General features: G+C 41.0%; 12 protein-coding genes. 10 read left to right on the top strand and 2 right to left on the bottom strand.

Translation table 11 applies throughout. From position 1 onward, the window contains the following. The first annotated feature begins 167 nt into the window (after positions 1-167). The 7 genes from ligA to TR08_RS17720 all read left to right on the top strand — a co-directional run bounded on the left by ligA (position 168) and on the right by TR08_RS17720 (position 10,638). Positions 168-2,174, top strand: a complete 2,007-nt coding sequence (ligA, locus tag TR08_RS17750) for an NAD-dependent DNA ligase LigA (protein WP_045520393.1) — start codon at positions 168-170, stop codon at positions 2,172-2,174. A 13-nt stretch (positions 2,175-2,187) separates the two neighbouring features. Continuing rightward, positions 2,188-3,354 (top strand): CamS family sex pheromone protein, encoded by a 1,167-nt coding sequence (locus TR08_RS17745; RefSeq protein ID WP_045520391.1) that lies wholly within the window; start codon positions 2,188-2,190, stop codon positions 3,352-3,354. Between the two features lie 128 nt (positions 3,355-3,482). Continuing rightward, on the top strand, positions 3,483-5,030 hold the full coding sequence (gene pruA, locus TR08_RS17740) for an L-glutamate gamma-semialdehyde dehydrogenase (protein WP_045520390.1): 1,548 nt from the start codon (positions 3,483-3,485) through the stop codon (positions 5,028-5,030). Positions 5,031-5,785: 755 nt separating this feature from the next. After that, complete coding sequence (gene nirB, locus TR08_RS17735; protein ID WP_045520388.1) at positions 5,786-8,200, top strand: nitrite reductase large subunit NirB; 2,415 nt, start codon at positions 5,786-5,788, stop codon at positions 8,198-8,200. A 6-nt stretch (positions 8,201-8,206) separates the two neighbouring features. Continuing rightward, on the top strand, positions 8,207-8,527 hold the full coding sequence (gene nirD / locus TR08_RS17730; RefSeq protein ID WP_081954538.1) for a nitrite reductase small subunit NirD: 321 nt from the start codon (positions 8,207-8,209) through the stop codon (positions 8,525-8,527). A gap of 24 nt (positions 8,528-8,551) precedes the next feature. Then, positions 8,552-10,003 (top strand): uroporphyrinogen-III C-methyltransferase, encoded by a 1,452-nt coding sequence (cobA, locus tag TR08_RS17725; protein ID WP_045520386.1) that lies wholly within the window; start codon positions 8,552-8,554, stop codon positions 10,001-10,003. Next, complete coding sequence (locus TR08_RS17720; protein WP_045520384.1) at positions 10,000-10,638, top strand: NAD(P)-binding protein; 639 nt, start codon at positions 10,000-10,002, stop codon at positions 10,636-10,638. Before cobA ends, TR08_RS17720 begins: the two co-directional genes overlap by 4 nt. Before the next feature lie 25 nt (positions 10,639-10,663). Here the strand turns inward: TR08_RS17720 and TR08_RS32645 are convergent, their stop codons facing one another. Further along, the gene (locus tag TR08_RS32645) at positions 10,664-10,840 is read right to left on the bottom strand and encodes a hypothetical protein (RefSeq protein ID WP_193747778.1); all 177 of its coding nucleotides are present in this window, start codon (positions 10,838-10,840) and stop codon (positions 10,664-10,666) included. 197 nt (positions 10,841-11,037) lie between these two features. Between TR08_RS32645 and TR08_RS17715 the strand changes: the two genes are divergently transcribed. Next, positions 11,038-12,087, top strand: coding sequence for a glycoside hydrolase family 15 protein (locus TR08_RS17715; protein WP_045520382.1), 1,050 nt, complete (start codon positions 11,038-11,040; stop codon positions 12,085-12,087). Positions 12,088-12,139: 52 nt separating this feature from the next. Here TR08_RS17715 and TR08_RS17710 read toward each other — a convergent pair whose 3' ends face one another. Continuing rightward, entirely contained in the window at positions 12,140-12,346 is a 207-nt protein-coding gene (locus TR08_RS17710) for a hypothetical protein (protein WP_045520375.1), read from the bottom strand. A gap of 248 nt (positions 12,347-12,594) precedes the next feature. Between TR08_RS17710 and aceB the strand changes: the two genes are divergently transcribed. Next, on the top strand, positions 12,595-14,187 hold the full coding sequence (aceB, locus tag TR08_RS17705; protein ID WP_045520373.1) for a malate synthase A: 1,593 nt from the start codon (positions 12,595-12,597) through the stop codon (positions 14,185-14,187). 34 nt (positions 14,188-14,221) lie between these two features. After that, positions 14,222-15,499, top strand: a complete 1,278-nt coding sequence (gene aceA / locus TR08_RS17700) for an isocitrate lyase (RefSeq protein WP_045520372.1) — start codon at positions 14,222-14,224, stop codon at positions 15,497-15,499. Positions 15,500-15,561: the final 62 nt, after the last annotated feature.

Raw genomic sequence — 15,561 nt, 5'->3', positions numbered from 1 at the left:
GGGCTTTTTCAATGAAGCTTATTCAATGTCTTGAGGGAGGCTCCCCGTACCGCCCGCGAAAAAACGAAGTGCCTGGAGCGGAAATCAACACGACCAAAGTATAAAAAAAGAATTGCCCCTATTATGGGGCTATTCTCGTATAATTTTACAATGAAAGGGCTGGATTTATGGACCTTCAAACAGCGGAACTGAAAGTCAATGAACTAAGAAGCCTATTAAATCAATATGGCTATGAATATTATGTGCTGGATCAACCTTCAGTACCTGATGCAGAATATGATCGATTAATGCAGGAACTGCTAGAGATAGAGGCAAACTTTCCAGAATTAAAAACACCAGATTCACCATCTGTTCGTGTTGGCGGTAAGGTACTAGACTTATTTGAAAAAGTAGAGCACCGAACACCAATGCTAAGCTTGGGTAACGCCTTTAACGAACAGGACTTAAAAGATTTTGACCGCCGTATTCGTCAGGCTGTCGGAGATGATTTCTCCTTTGTTTGTGAATTAAAGATTGATGGTCTTGCCGTATCATTACGCTATGAAAATGGCTTGTTTATCCAAGGAGCAACAAGAGGAGACGGAACCATTGGTGAGGATATTACAGCAAACCTAAAGACAATTAAATCCATTCCTCTCCGAATGCGAGAAAATGCAACATTAGAAGTTCGCGGTGAGGCTTACATGCCGAAGAGGTCATTCGAAGCTTTAAATAAAGCGAAAGAAGAACGCGGAGAAGAGTTAGCTGCAAACCCACGAAATGCGGCAGCAGGTTCATTAAGACAGCTTGATCCGAAAATCGCAGCTTCTCGGAACCTTGATGTCTTTTTATATGGAATTAGCGGCAGTAATGAAATAGACGCTGCTTCTCATAGTGAAGGACTTGATTATTTAGATCGTCTTGGCTTTAAAACGAATAAAGAGCGACGAAAATGCCCTACTATTAACGAGGTAATTGAATATGTAAATAGCTGGGTTGATAAGCGCCCGAATTTACCATATGAAATAGATGGAATTGTTATTAAGGTAGATTCCTATGAACACCAGAGCAAGCTTGGAACAACGGCAAAAAGTCCACGCTGGGCGATTGCCTATAAATTCCCTGCTGAAGAAGTCGTTACAACTCTGATAGACATTGAATTAAGCGTAGGAAGAACTGGTGTTGTCACTCCAACTGCTATTCTAAAGCCGGTTAAGGTAGCTGGTACAACGGTTCAGCGTGCTTCCTTGCATAATGAAGACTTAATTCGTGAAAAAGATATTAAGATTGGCGACCAGGTGGTTGTTAAAAAAGCTGGAGATATTATTCCCGAAGTGGTTAATGTGCTGGCAGATCATCGAACAGGTGAAGAACGTGACTTCCAAATGCCAACGCATTGTCCAGAATGTGAAAGCGAGCTTGTCCGTTTTGAAGGAGAAGTTGCTTTACGTTGTATTAATCCGAAATGTCCTGCGCAAATTCGTGAAGGATTGATTCATTTTGTATCACGAGATGCGATGAACATCGATGGTCTTGGTGAAAAAGTAATCAGCCAGCTTTTTGCGGAAAAATTAATAAGTGATGTTGCAGATATTTATAAACTAACCTATGAACAGTTAATAGCCTTAGAAAGAATGGGTGAAAAATCAGTTACAAATCTGTTAAAAGCGATTGAAGCATCTAAAGCTAATTCGTTAGAAAAACTTTTATTCGGCCTGGGGATTCGCCATGTTGGCGCAAAAGCAGCAAAAACACTTGCGCAAAGCTTTGATACGATGGATAAACTAGCTGTTGCAACAAAGGAAGACTTGATTGCGATCAATGAAATTGGTGATAAAATGGCAGATTCCATTGTTGCGTTCTTTGAACAGGAAGAGGCAGAAGAACTGTTGAAGGAGCTAGTGGCAGCAGGAGTTAATATGGAATATAAAGGAGCTAAACCGATTTCTGCGGAAGAATCAGATAGTATTTTTGCTGGGAAGACGGTTGTTTTGACAGGGAAACTTGAACAGCTCTCTAGGAATGAAGCCAAGGAGAAGATTGAAGCCCTTGGAGGAAACGTATCGGGAAGTGTCAGCAAGAAAACGCATCTTGTAATAGCTGGTGAAGATGCTGGTTCAAAGCTTACTAAGGCGCAGGAGCTGGGAATTGAAGTGTGGGACGAGGAGAAGCTCTTGGTAGAATTAAATAGATAAGAGGTGTAAAAAAGTGAAAAAACTTTCATTGCTCGCTCTTTCCTTTGTGATCCTGCTTAGTGGATGTGCACCAAACTTTCAAAAGCAGGAGAATGTAGTTCAAACAAAAGAAGAGGCGGAAGAGAAAGCAATTATTCCAAAATATAATATTTCAGACAACTATTATCGGACGATTTTACCGTTCGAACCTGGGGAAGCGCGTGGTTTAATTGTTGGAAATATTAATACTAGATATGACATTAATGAATTTGAAACAGGCTTGATGAGAATTGCACAACATCAATTCGACCCAAAAACCTATTTGTTCCGAGAAGGACAGGAGTTAAAACGTAATACTGTTAAATTATGGTTGAATCGTAAATTTACAGAGGCCCAACTAAAGGAAGAGGGATTAAAGGAAGAAGATAATATTGGCTTAAACCCGCTAATGGCAGACGGTGCAGATTTTAAGGAAGGGAATAGTAATAGTCCTATCTACTTAGCCCATATTTTAGAGCATGATTACCTAATCAAAGGAGAAAATGATACCGTAAAATTGGGCGGTGTCGTGATTGGATTAGCACTAAATTCCGTCCATTATTATCGTACTGCAGTAGGTGAACCTTACTTTGAGAGGGAGATTGAATTTGCCGAAATGGAACGGGAAGGGAAGAAGATAGCCGAAGAAGTCCTTAAACGTCTCCGGGCAACGAAAAATTTGAAGGATGTTCCGATTACAATTGCACTATTCGAGCAGCAAAGCAGGTCTTCTGTTGTCCCTGGCACCTTTTTCACCTATGCAAATGTTGATAAAGGAAGCTCAACGATTAATACATGGGAGCCGGTTGCTGAGAAGTATTTCCTATTTCCATCAACTGAGGCTCAAGAGGCACACCGTGATGATGTAACGGCTTTTTTAAACTTTAAGCAGGATGTTGAGGAATATTTTCCAAACTTTAATGGTGTCATTGGTCGAGCCTTCTATATTGGAGATCAATTTACTGATTTAGATATTACGATTCCGATACAGTTCTATGGAAAATCAGAGGCCATAGGGTTTACTCAGTATGTAACGGGTCTTGTTCTCGAGCATTTTCCAAATTACATTTCCGTCTCGGTAAGTGTTTCTTCTGTTGACGGACCAGAAGCACTAATCGTCCGCAAGGCAAATGAAGCTGAACCATTTGTGCATATTTATTAACCTGGCTTAACGTCAGGTTCTTTTTTTGCCAAAATATACCCTTCAAGGCTAACCGTTGATAGCAGTAAATGAAACATGTTAGAATGTACAAGGATGTAATGTTTTTACTACATAGGAGGTTTTAAGACATGGTACAACCTTATAAGCATGAACCATTCACAGATTTTACAAATGAAGAAAATCGTCAAGCCTATCTAAACGGATTGAAAACAGTTGAGAGTTATTTAGGTAAAGACTACCCTCTAGTAATCGGCGGGGAAAGAATTACAACAGAAGATAAAATTGTTTCCTATAATCCATCAAATCATGATGAAGTCATTGGCTCTGTATCAAAAGCTAGCAGAGACCTTGCTGAACAAGCAATGCAGTCAGCGGTTGAAGCATTTAAAACTTGGAAAAAAGTGAAAGCTGAAGTACGTGCAGATGTACTATTTAAAGCTGCAACCATTATTCGCCGCCGTAAGCATGAGTTTTCTGCCCTTTTAACAAAAGAAGCAGGTAAACCATGGAGAGAAGCAGATGCAGATACAGCGGAAGCAATTGACTTCCTTGAATATTATGGCCGCCAAATGTTGGCACTTAAAGATGGCGTACCAGTAAATAGCCGTCCAAACGAATACAACCGATATAACTATGTTCCACTGGGTGTTGGGATTATCATCTCACCTTGGAACTTCCCGTTAGCAATTATGGCTGGTACAACAGTGGCAGCGATTGTTGCTGGTAACACTGTTCTTTTAAAACCAGCTTCTACAACTCCGGTTGTCGCAGCGAAATTCGTTGAGGTTATGGAAGAAGCAGGTCTTCCTAAAGGCGTATTAAACTTTGTACCAGGAAGCGGTGCAGAAGTTGGTGACTACTTAGTAGACCATAAAGATACTCGTTTTATTAGCTTCACCGGTTCACGTGATGTTGGGCTTCGTATTTTCGAACGTTCTTCTAAAGTGAATCCAGGTCAAGTTTGGATGAAGCGCTTGATTGCTGAAATGGGCGGTAAAGATACGATTGTGGTTGACTCAGAAGCTGACCTTGAGCTTGCTGCACAATCCATCGTAGCTGGAGCATTTGGCTTCTCTGGTCAGAAATGTTCTGCATGCTCCCGTGCGGTAATCGTTGAGGATGTATATGATACTGTATTAAACCGTGTTGTTGAATTAACAAGCCAATTAACTGTTGGTGACCCAACAGAGCAAGGAACGTTTATGGGCCCTGTTAATGATAACAATGCTTTCAAGAAAATCATGGAGTACGTTGAAATCGGCAAGCAAGAAGGTAAGCTAATGGCTGGTGGCGAAGGAGACAATTCAAAAGGCTACTTCATCCATCCGACAATTATTGCAGACCTTGCTCCAGATGCACGTATCATGCAGGAAGAAATCTTTGGCCCAGTGGTTGGTTTCACGAAAGCAAAAGATTTCACAGAAGCAATCGAAATTGCTAACAATACAGAGTATGGCTTAACAGGAGCCGTTATCACGACTAATCGTGAACACCTCGAGCAAGCTCGTGAAGACTTCCATGTTGGTAACCTATACTTCAATCGTTCATGTACTGGCGCGATTGTTGGTTATCAGCCATTCGGCGGATTCAACATGTCCGGAACAGACTCCAAAGCAGGCGGTCCTGACTACCTATTGCTTCATATGCAAGCAAAAACTACATCTGAAATGTACTAATATAAAAATTATTAAGTCCAATTCGTATGAATTGGGCTTTTTTCTGATTTTAAGGAATAGGAGGTCACCATGGAGTGACCGAAATGGAAAATGAAAAGATGATTGGGTATAACTCCAGGAGGTCTGGAGTGACCGAAATCGAAAATGAAAAGATGATTGGGTAACTCCAGGAGGTCTGGAGTGACCGAAATGGAAAATGAAAAGATGATTGGGTAACTCCAGGACCTCTGGAGTGACCGAAATCGAAAATGAAAAGGAGTTTGGGTAACTCCAGGGGTCTGGAGTGACCGAAATCGAAAATGAAAAGATGAAAGGGTAACTCCAGGGGGTCTGGAGTGCCCGAAATGGAAAATGAAAAGATGATTGGGTAACTCCAGGACGTCTGGAGTTACCGAAAACGAAAATGAAAAGGAGTTTGGGTAACTCCAGGAGGTCTGGAGTGACCGAAAACGAAAATGAAAAGGAGTTTGGGTAACTCCAGGACGACTGGAGTGACTGAAATCGAAAATGAAAAGATGTTTGGGTCACTCCGGGTAGGTTGCAGTGACCTAAATTGTAATTTTAAAGGTGTCTGGGTCATTCCATTCATGAATCATAACTTCTTTTTGACAAATGTGTGAAATGTTTCACAAATGAACACCTATTTGTGATGTACTTCACAAATTTTCGACGTCTCAGCATTTACAATGTATCTATAGAGATAAACATATCAAATGTAAATTCGTAGATTATCCATAAATAAGGAGCGATCCAAGATGAAAAAACTAGTAATGATAGGGAACGGGATGGCGGGAGTTAGAACGATTGAGGAAATTCTTAAACTTTCTCCTGAACAATTTGAAATTACTATTTTTGGACAAGAGCCACATCCAAACTACAATCGCATAAAATTATCAAATATTCTTCAAGGAGATACCAACTTTGAAGATATCATTATTAATCCATTTGACTGGTATAAAGAAAATAATATTCATTTATATACAGGTGAAACAGTAACCAAGATTGATATTGAAAGAAAACTTGTACAATCTGACCAGGGCCGTGAAGTACAGTATGATGAATTAATTATTGCAACGGGTTCCAATTCTTTTATTCTGCCAATTCCAGGTGCGGACAAATTAGGTGTGACTGGTTTTCGTGATATAAAAGATTGTGAAATGATGATCAAGTCAGCGGATCAATATAAAAAGGCAGTGGTAATCGGAGGCGGTCTACTTGGACTTGAAGCAGCCAGAGGGTTATTAAATTTAGGAATGAAGGTGGATGTTGTCCATCTAATGCCAAGTTTAATGGAACGTCAGTTAGATCCAATTGCTTCAAGCCTCCTAAAAGCAGAGCTCGAATCACAAGGCATGAAATTTTTAATGGAAAAGGAAACGGTTGAAATTATAGGTGATGAGCGAGTTGCTGGTCTTCGTTTTAAAGATGGATCCTTCGTTCAAGCAGACCTTGTTGTCATGGCCATCGGGATTAAGTCGAATACAAGTGTTGCAAAGAACAGCGGGATCTACGTAAATCGTGGAATTGTCGTAAATGATTTTATGGAAACTAGTGCACCGAATGTGTACGCCGTTGGTGAATGTGCCGAGCACAGAGAGATTGTTTACGGATTGGTTGCACCATTGTACGAACAAGGAAAGGTTCTTGCTGACCGTATTTGTGGAAACGAAACAACAACATATGAAGGTTCAGTAACAGGAACTCAGTTAAAAGTCGCTGGCGTTGATCTATTCTCTGCAGGTGAGATTTTTGAAGATGGTACAACCAAATCGATTATGGTTTATAACGAATATGAAGGTATTTATAAAAGGGTTTTAGTCCGGAATAACAGGATTGTTGGGATTGTGCTCTATGGCGACACAAAAGATAGTACAAGACTGTTCCGTATGCTTTCTAAAAAGGAAGATATCACGGGGGTATCCATTTTTGAATTACAGTGTTCAGCAGAAGGGGGAAGCGGCGATATAGCCTCCATGCCGAATGATGAATTGGTGTGCGGCTGTAACGGTGTAACAAAAGGTGCGATTGTTGAAGCGATTAAAACGCAAGGTCTGACAACACTTGATCAAGTAAGCCATTGTACAAATGCCGGACGTTCTTGTGGACGCTGTAAACCGATGGTCAATGATATTCTTGCTTATACACTTGGAGATCAATTTGATGCAGCCGCGGCACAGAAAACGAGTATTTGCGGTTGTACGACAATCAGCCGTGAAGAGTTAATTGCTGAAATTAAAGAAAAGGGTTTAACAAGTGTAAAAGAAGTAATGAATGTCCTAGAGTGGAATAATGAAGAAGGATGTACAAAATGTCGTCCTGCCATCAACTACTATCTCGGTATGATCCACATGGATGAATACAAGGATGACCGTGACTCACGCCTAGTAAACGAGAAAATGCATGCGAATATCCAGAAGGATGGAACTTACTCAGTTGTACCAAGAATGTATGGCGGTGTGACAACGGCTGCTGATTTAAAAAAAATCGCAGAGGTTGCTGAAAAGTATGATGTTCCACTTGTAAAACTAACTGGCGGACAGCGAATTGGCTTGTTCGGAGTCAAAAAGGAAGACCTGCCAAGCATGTGGGAAGAACTAGATATGCCATCCGGTTATGCATATGGAAAAACACTACGTACAGTTAAAACCTGTGTGGGAGCCCAGTTCTGCCGCTATGGAACACAGGATTCAATGGCACTTGGAATTGAACTTGAGAAGAAATTTGAACGTCTTGATACTCCACATAAAGTAAAAATGGGCGTGTCTGCCTGCCCAAGAAACTGTTCAGAGGCGGGAATCAAGGATATTGGCTTTGTTGGAATCGATGGCGGCTGGGAAATCTATGTTGCTGGGAACGGCGGTGTCGATCTCCGTGCTGGTGACCTATTAGCTACAGTGAAAACAGAAGCAGAGGTAATGGAAATGACTGCTGCGTACCTACAATACTACCGCGAAACAGCTAATTACCTAGAACGCACCTCTAAGTGGGTAGAACGTGTGGGCTTAGAGCATGTAAAAGAAATCTTAGCAAATGAAGAAACAAGAAAAGCATTAAATGAGCGTATGGACCAAACGTTGAAGAAATACATTGAGCCTTGGAATGAGGCAATCGAAAGTGAAAAAATCAAAGATAAATATTATGCAGTACACACTGTCAAGGCAGGAGAGTGATACGAAATGATTTTAACAAAAACTCGGACTCTAGTTGCTAATTATAATAACCTCCCTGAAGGGTCTGGATATTCTGTAAAAATTGATGATAAGGAAATCGCATTATTTAAAGTAACTAATGGTAAGGTATTTGCGGTCGAAAATCGCAGTCCGCACCCAAAAGGCGGCGTGTTAACCGAAGGTCTCATCAGCGGTGAATATGTTTTTTGCCCGGTTTATGATTGGAAAATCTCGTTAGCAGACGGAAAAGTTCAAGCACCAGATGAAGGACAAGTAAAAACCTATCAGGTGGAAGTTGAAGAAGATAACGTTTATATTATTATTTAAAGAGTTTGGAAGGGTGGCTGCAGGATGAAAACAGGAAAAGTATTTTTAGTAGGAGCAGGGCCCGGGGACGTTCGATTAATCACCGTAAAGGGATTGGAGGCAATTAAGCAGGCCGAAGTCATTTTATATGACAGGCTTGCCAATCCCAAGCTATTGGAGTTTGCTCCGGATGATTGTGAGCTGATTTATTGTGGCAAATTACCTGACCGCCACATATTACGCCAAGAGAATATAAACGATCTTTTAGTAGAAAAGGCACTGGAAGGTAAAATTGTCGTTCGATTAAAAGGCGGAGACCCTGGTGTTTTTGGCCGCGTTGGCGAAGAAGCGGCAGCCATTGCCCACTTTCAAATTCCATTTGAAATTGTTCCTGGCATTTCATCGGGGATTGCAGCCCCCCTTTATGCAGGAATTCCTGTTACCCATCGTGAGCATGCAGAATCGTTTGCAGTCGTCACTGCCCATGATAAATCAACCGATGGCAGGCCAATGCTTGATTGGGAAGGGCTTGTCCGCGGTGTCGATACCATTGCTTTTTACATGGGTGTTGGAAATCTGCCGTTTATCTGTGAAAATCTTATCGCTCATGGAAAACCTTCTACCACCCCAGTAATTTTAATTCAGTGGGGTACATTTGGCCGCCAGAAAACCCTTCAAGGAACTTTAAGTGATATCTCCCAAAAGGTTCTAGAGGCTAAGTTTAGCAACCCGTCGATTATTTTGGTTGGTGATGTGATTGCTCTTCGTGAAAAAATCAGCTGGTTTGAAAAAATGCCATTGTACGGACGTCAAATATTACTTGCTCGGACGAGTGAGAGTTTAAGTGGGTTGGCAAAGGAATTGGTGGAAAAGGGTGCAGATGTCATCGAATTTCCAAAATGGAAAAAGACGAATTTACCTGTTGAGCTAGGTAATGTAACGGAATATGATAAAATTTTGTTCTCCTCTCCGGAAAGTGTCGGCGAATTTTTTAATCCGATCATTGAAAAGGGGATTGATATTCGGAAAATAAAGGCTGATTTCTATGGCGGCTCCAGCAAATCTATTAATGCACTAAAAGAGCGCGGATTTATTGCTAGACTCATCGAAGAAATGCCACAAGAAGGAAGCTTGCTGGTTGTTGGAGAGGATCGTAAATTTGAGGTTGGAAATGCTGATTTCTTAGTCACGAGTAAAAAAGAGCTTGACCAGCAGTTCCTGCCAATTTTTCAACGAATGCTGGAGGAAGCTGACGTGAATACGATGGTATTTCCAAGCGCAGCATCTGTTGGAGTATTTATCGAAGGCTTGAAGAAATGCGGCATTGACGTTTTTGACCTTTTAAAAGATGTACAGGTAGTTTGCATGGGTCAGCAGACAAAGGTTACTGTGGAACGTGCTGGACTCGTGGCGGACGGAATGCCGGAAACTGCAACGAGAGAAGCTTTGGTGGAATACTTAGTACAGCATCCGAAGAAAGGTAGGGGGTGTACTTGAATTCGAACTATCCGATTATATTAAGGCTCGAGGGTAAAAAAGTAGTGGTTGTAGGCGGTGGCAAGGTTGCGGAGCGGAAAGTTACCGGACTGCTTGGTACAGGTTCGTGTATCATCGTGATTAGTCCCAATGCTACAGATGAACTTAGAGGGCTGGCTAGTAGTGGAAAGATAGAGTGGCTTGAAAAATCTTTTTCAAAACAAGACATTGAAGGTGCATTCTTAATTTTTGCAGCAACGAACGACAAAGCGTTGAATCAGTCTATCAAAATGGCATCGAGTGAACAACAGCTTGTGACCATTGCTGATGACCCGGAAGGATCGGATTTTCATGTTCCCTCACATATTCAGCGAGGACGATTGAGCATTGCGGTATCAACAGGAGGAGCTAGTCCAACACTGGCAGGGAAAATACGGGAACAGCTAGAACACCAATTTGATGAACGGTTTGAAGATTATCTAGAATTCCTATTTTCAGCTAGGCAGCGAATATTGAATGAAGTGAAGGATTCCTCTACAAAAGGAAAAATATTAACAGCGATCACCAGTGAAAAGTTCTTAAACAGTCAAAATCGCGAAGCTGACTTTTTACGATTTTTAGAATTAGAAATAATCAACACTGAAAAGGACGTGTGAATTCCCACACGTCTTTTTTGAGATTTTACAAATTAATAAGGTCGTTATCGTACTTTTCTAATTGCTCTTGTAAATTTAAAATGTAATTCATCATTGCTATTCTCACGATAGAAGGATAGTAGCGAGTATTAAGCTCCTGTTCACATTCCTCTAAATCCATCTTTTTTACAGCAATAATTTTATTTAATTCTTCTACACTCATCGATATTCACCCCTAATATCAAAAAAGTCATTGTCATCCACATTCTCCCATTATCCAACCAACTCAATTATCACACTCTCCTAATCTATTTTTATAGTTTCATCATGGACAACTTTTTCATAGTTTATACATATTTTTTCTTGTATAAAAAGTTCATGAATTGGCGAAAAAGATAGCAAAAAGTACCGAGGTGAATTATGAGCGAGAGAATAATCCATAGTTATCAAATCCTAGATCAGTTACGCTTGCCGCATGGTTTATATTTAGCCTCTTCGTCACAGGACTATCAATATGTATGGTTACGGGACTCTTTTTATATGTCACTGCCGTATTTGGAGCAAAACAATCACATTTATGAAACGACCTACCATCGGATTCTAGACTTATTTAGAGAATACGAATGGAAGTTGGATATTCATACCGTTCAACGACCGAGGGAGCAATGGGAATATATCCATTCAAGGTACTCTGCCTCCGAAGTAAGGGAAATTGATTCCCCATGGGGACATGCTCAGCATGATGCAATTGGGGCGATACTATGGGGGATTGGCATGGGCCAACAGAATGGAAAAAGAATAATCAGAGATGGAAAGGATCATGAAGTTGTTCAAAAGCTGGTTGGCTATTTAGGTTGTGTGGAGTACTGGGATGACGCAGATAATGGAATGTGGGAAGAATGGAGAGAGGTTCATTCTAGCTCTGTCGGTGCATGTGTCGCAGGTCTACAGGCAGTAAAAGACATTGTGTTTGTACCAGGAGAATGGATTACAAATGGTTATCAAACTCTTTCAAATCTTTACCCACATGAAAGCAGCGATCGTCCCTTCGATTTGGCTCAATTGAGTTTAATCTACCCATATCGGATTTTGGCAGGGGAAGAAGCGAAAGTGGTTGTTGACCACATTGAAATGAACCTCTTACGGGAGCGAGGGGTAATTCGCTACAAGGGAGATTCCTATTATTCCACCATTGAACATGAAGGAAGACATCACGAATTATCGTTTTACTATGGCACCGAGGCTGAATGGACATTTGGTCTGCCCTGGCTGGCACTATGCCATTTAGAATTAGGTGATCTTAAAAAAGCTAAGCAGTATGTCGCACAAACAGAAAATGTGATGCTCACGGATGGCAGTTTGCCCGAACTATACTTTGCCAAATCTACAGAATATAATTCCAATACCCCGTTAGGATGGGGTAGTGCGATGTATATCTTAGCAAAAGAAAGATATGAACGTATTTCATAAATAGGAGGGCTGTCGATAACTATATCGGCAGCCCTTTTTCTAGATAATACTTTTATTCGGATGAAGTAGATTTAACTGTATTTTGTGCTTGCGTAACGGCAGACAAAGCAGAAGAGATTTCACTGGAAGCTTGTTTCATTGCTTCCTGAGCTAGGGTTGGGTCTGAATTTGCTTTTTCAATTGCTTGACTTAGCAGGGTTTGTGTCAATGTAACATTAGCCTTCGCTTGATTTAATTGATTGACATCAATTTGTGGCATAACAATTCCTCCTTAAAATAATTGTGAATCACCTCTATATCATGACCTTCCATTTGCTAAATATTATTGGGAAAAAACACCTTTTAATGACTTGATCAAATTGGAAACAATACTTAAAAAAACTTCAACAGGGAATTTGTACCTATTTTTGAAAATTTTCTGAAAAAGTAGTTCCATTTTAATTTATTGTGTTATATAATACAACACAAGGAAATACACTGTATTATAACAAAGAGGTGAATAAGTTCATGTCGACGCAAACATCAGGTATTGAAGTAATCGGTGCCCTCAAAGCGCATTACGATGAGATTTTAACAACAGAAGCGCTGAAATTTATCGAGGAGCTGGAGCGAAAATTTGGAGCAAGGCGAATTGAACTGTTACAGTACAGGAGAAAACGCCAAGAGGATTTGAATAACGGAAAACTTCCGGATTTCCTTTCAGAAACAAAGCATATTCGTAATGGTGACTGGACAATTGCTCCATTGCCAAAAGACCTTCAGGATCGTCGTGTAGAGATTACCGGACCAACAGATCGAAAAATGGTCATTAATGCTCTGAATTCAGGTGCAAAGGTTTTTATGGCAGATTGTGAAGATGCAACTTCACCAACCTGGGAAAATATCGTCGAGGGACAAATCAACCTAAGAGACGCAGTAAATCGGACGATTTCCCATGAAAATCAAAATGGAAAAAGATATGTGCTGAATGAGGAAACAGCCGTCCTGCTAGTAAGACCGCGCGGACTTCATTTAGAAGAGAAACATGTGCTGTTTAATGGCAAGCCTATTTCCGGGAGCTTTTTTGATTTTGGAATGTACTTTTTCCATAATGTGAAAAATTTACTGGCTCGACGATCAGGTCCTTATTTTTACCTGCCAAAGCTAGAAAGCCATTTAGAAGCGCGGCTATGGAATGATGTCTTTATTTTTGCTCAAAACAAGCTTGGAATTGCACAAGGAACAATTAAAGCGACTGTCTTACTTGAAACCATTATGGCTGCATTTGAAATGAATGAAATTCTATTTGAATTAAAGGAACACTCAGCAGGCTTGAACTGCGGCAGATGGGATTATATTTTTAGTTACTTAAAAAAACTGCGTAACCATGAAAATATCATTCTGCCAGATAGATCCCAGGTAACCATGACTGCACCGTTTATGCGTTCTTATTCATTGCTTACGATTCAAACCTGTCACCGCCGGAAGGCACCGGCGATTGGAGGAATGGCGGCACAAATTCCAATCCGCGATAATCCACAGGCTAACGAAGAAGCATTTGCAAAGGTCCGTGCTGATAAAGAACGTGAAGCATACGATGGTCATGATGGTACATGGGTAGCACACCCTGATCTTGTACCGGCAGCTCTAGAAGTATTTGATAGAGAAATGCCGGTAGCGAACCAGATTCATACAACCAAACAACAAAAGATTACGATAACAGCCAGTGATTTGCTCGAGACACCTGGAGGTAAAATTACCGAAGAAGGTGTCCGCGTTAATATCAATGTTGGAATTCAATACATTGCTTCCTGGTTATCTGGAAGAGGAGCTGCCCCTATTCAAAACTTAATGGAGGACGCGGCAACTGCTGAAATCTCAAGGGCTCAGTTATGGCAATGGATCCGACACCCTAAAGGTGTGCTCGCGGATGGCAGGAAAGTAACTGCAGCCATGTATGAGCAATTTAAGGATGAGGAATTAGAAAAAATTAAAAATGAAATTGGATCTCACGCTTATGAGAATGGACGTTTCACTGAAGCGGTTGAACTATTTGACCGATTGATCTTAAATGATGAATTTGAAGAGTTTTTAACATTACCTGGATATAAGCTTTTATAAAAAAATTTTAATAGATTAATAGGAGGAATTTAAAATGACTAATTCAAGAGCGATGGAGTTACAAGAAAGCTGGGAAATGGATAAACGTTGGAATGGAATTATTAGACCATATACGGCAGAGGATGTTATCAAGCTTCGTGGTTCTATTGACATCGAACATACATTGGCTAAACGTGGAGCAGAAAAGCTTTGGAACCAGATAAATGAAGAAGATTACGTTAATGCACTAGGGGCACTAACAGGAAATCAAGCTGTTCAGCAGGTAAAAGCAGGTTTGAAAGCAATCTACCTAAGCGGCTGGCAGGTTGCAGCCGATGCAAACCTTTCTGGAAATATGTACCCGGACCAAAGCTTATATCCAGCAAACAGCGTACCAAGTGTGGTAAAACGAATTAACCAAGCACTTCAGCGTGCAGATCAAATCACCCATTCAGAAGGTGACAATTCAATCGATTGGTTTGTTCCAATTGTAGCTGACGCAGAAGCTGGTTTTGGCGGACAGTTAAACTGTTTTGAATTGATGAAGGGAATGATTGAAGCAGGAGCAGCGGGTGTACACTTTGAAGATCAGCTTTCTTCTGAGAAAAAGTGTGGTCACTTAGGTGGAAAAGTCTTATTGCCAACACAAACAGCGGTTCGTAACTTAATTGCGGCTCGTTTGGCTGCTGATGTTATGGGTGTTCCAACTGTATTGGTTGCGCGGACAGATGCAAATGCGGCCGATTTGATTACGAGTGATATTGATATGAATGACGCACCGTTTATCACTGGAGAGCGGACGGCAGAAGGCTTTTTCCGTACAAAAGCTGGCCTTGATCAGGCGATTGCCCGCGGCTTAGCATATGCACCATATGCTGATCTTATTTGGTGTGAAACTTCTGAGCCGAACATTGAGGAAGCGAGACGTTTTGCTGAAGCGATTCATGAAAAATTCCCAGGTAAAATGCTTGCATACAACTGCTCACCATCCTTTAACTGGAAGAAGAAGCTCGACCAAGAAACGATTGCTAAATTCCAGCAAGAGCTTGGAAAAATGGGCTATAAGTTCCAATTCGTTACACTTGCTGGCTTCCATGCCTTGAACCACAGCATGTTTGAACTGGCTCGCGGCTACAAAGAGCGCGGCATGGCTGCATACTCCGAATTGCAACAGGCTGAGTTCGATAGTGAGCAATATGGATACACAGCAACAAGACACCAACGTGAAGTAGGAACAGGCTACTTTGACCAAGTTTCGATGGTTATTACAGGTGGAACATCCTCTACAACTGCGTTAAAAGGATCTACAGAGGAAGAGCAGTTTACAAAATAATCGTAATTTAATCCCCCTCTCCATTTGGAGAGGGAGATTTTTTGGTTTGAGGGGAGGAGTTA

The organism is Neobacillus niacini (assembly GCF_000759675.1).
GTDB lineage: Bacteria > Bacillota > Bacilli > Bacillales > Cytobacillaceae > Neobacillus > Neobacillus niacini_A.
The sequence above is the reverse complement of the archived record's forward strand: the minus strand, read 5'-3'. Positions and strand labels throughout refer to the sequence as shown.

Excerpts from the sequence above, each read along its gene's own strand:
- ligA (WP_045520393.1), top strand. The coding sequence starts at position 168 with ATGGACCTTCAAACAGCGGAACTGAAAGTCAATGAACTAAGAAGCCTA.
- pruA (WP_045520390.1), top strand. The coding sequence starts at position 3,483 with ATGGTACAACCTTATAAGCATGAACCATTCACAGATTTTACAAATGAA.
- nirB (WP_045520388.1), top strand. The coding sequence starts at position 5,786 with ATGAAAAAACTAGTAATGATAGGGAACGGGATGGCGGGAGTTAGAACG.
- nirD (WP_081954538.1), top strand. The coding sequence starts at position 8,207 with ATGATTTTAACAAAAACTCGGACTCTAGTTGCTAATTATAATAACCTC.
- cobA (WP_045520386.1), top strand. The coding sequence starts at position 8,552 with ATGAAAACAGGAAAAGTATTTTTAGTAGGAGCAGGGCCCGGGGACGTT.
- TR08_RS32645 (WP_193747778.1), bottom strand. The coding sequence starts at position 10,840 with ATGAGTGTAGAAGAATTAAATAAAATTATTGCTGTAAAAAAGATGGAT.
- TR08_RS17715 (WP_045520382.1), top strand. The coding sequence starts at position 11,038 with ATGAGCGAGAGAATAATCCATAGTTATCAAATCCTAGATCAGTTACGC.
- TR08_RS17710 (WP_045520375.1), bottom strand. The coding sequence starts at position 12,346 with ATGCCACAAATTGATGTCAATCAATTAAATCAAGCGAAGGCTAATGTT.
- aceB (WP_045520373.1), top strand. The coding sequence starts at position 12,595 with ATGTCGACGCAAACATCAGGTATTGAAGTAATCGGTGCCCTCAAAGCG.
- aceA (WP_045520372.1), top strand. The coding sequence starts at position 14,222 with ATGACTAATTCAAGAGCGATGGAGTTACAAGAAAGCTGGGAAATGGAT.